The sequence below is a fragment of the Herbaspirillum lusitanum P6-12 genome (assembly GCF_000256565.1).
GTDB lineage: Bacteria > Pseudomonadota > Gammaproteobacteria > Burkholderiales > Burkholderiaceae_D > Herbaspirillum > Herbaspirillum lusitanum.
The window spans coordinates 1-1,228 of the sequence record NZ_AJHH01000128.1 but is presented as its reverse complement, the minus strand read 5'-3'; the positions used below and the strand labels follow the sequence as shown (position 1 = coordinate 1,228).

At 63.3% G+C, this 1,228-nt stretch carries 1 protein-coding gene; it reads left to right on the top strand.

The window, feature by feature from the left end:
* Nucleotides 1–1,228, top strand: a 1,228-nt coding sequence (locus tag HLUSI_RS0104360; protein WP_016832816.1) for an ArnT family glycosyltransferase, incomplete at both ends; no start/stop codon positions are given.

The window sequence follows — 1,228 nt, the reverse complement described above, 5'->3', positions numbered from 1 at the left end:
GCCGTGCTGTACGTCTGCGGCAGCCTCGACGGCGCACGCGTGGCGTCGGTGTTCTTCATGCTGGTCACACTGCTGTTCGTGGCGCGGATTGCCCGTGCCGCATGGAACGAAGACGGCTTCCTGAGCGCGCGCGTGCTCGGCACGCTGGCACTGTTCGCCGGCACGGTCGGCATGATCAAGCATGCGCATGACATGTTCACCGATGTTGCACTGGTCTGCGGCGGCGCAATTGCCATGTACGGGCTGTTGCACATTGCGCTCAACGAACAGCGTAAAACGCCGCGACTATCGGCGGCGCTCTGGTTCGGCCTCGGCGTCGGCATTGCCGAAATGTCCAAGGGCCTGTTCGTCCCGGTCATCTACGCTGCCACCGCCTTGCTGGTCGGCTTGCTGGTGCGCGAATGCCGTTGCCGTTCCTACCTGCGCATGGTCGGCCTGGCCGTGCTGGTGTCGCTGCCGTTCTTCCTCATCTGGCCGGTGCTGCTGGCGCAGCATTCCATGCCGCTGTTCATGGAATGGTTCTGGGACAACAACGTCGGCCGTTTCCTGGGGTTCTCCGTCAAGAAGCTCGGCTCAGACAACGACCACACCGTGATCTTCCGCGCGCTGACCGGCTTTGCGCTGCCGGGCGCGCCGCTGGCGGTGCTGGCGATTGCCGGAGGCGAATGGCGCAAGATCCGTCAGCCGCGCGTGGCGATTCCCGTGGCGTTCACGGCGGTTTGCGTCACCCTTTTGCTGATGTCGGCCACCGCGCGCCAGTTGTACCTGCTGCCGTTGATCCTGCCGCTGTGCGTGCTGGGATCGGCCGCCATCAATCGCCTTCCGGATTGGGCTCACCTCGGCTGGGACTGGTTTGCGCGCTTGTTTTTTGGTGCAATGACCGCACTTGTATGGACGATCTACGTGATTTCCATCGGTCCGGTCGAGCACCATCATTATTTGTCTTACCTCGGCAGATGGCTGCCGCTCGGCTTCATCACGCCGCTGCAACCGCTGGCGCTGGGTGCGGCGACCATGATGACGCTGGGCTGGCTGTGTTGCCTGCCGCGCCTGAAGCAATGCGGCAAGTGGCGCGGCGCACTAAGCTGGTTTGCCGGCCTGACGCTGATGTGGGGCGTGACTTATACGCTGCTGTTGCCGTGGGGCGATTTCGCCAAGAGTTTTGAATATGTCTATGCGCGCCTGTCGGACCGGTTGAAACCGGAGTGGCGCGACGGCGATTGCATGG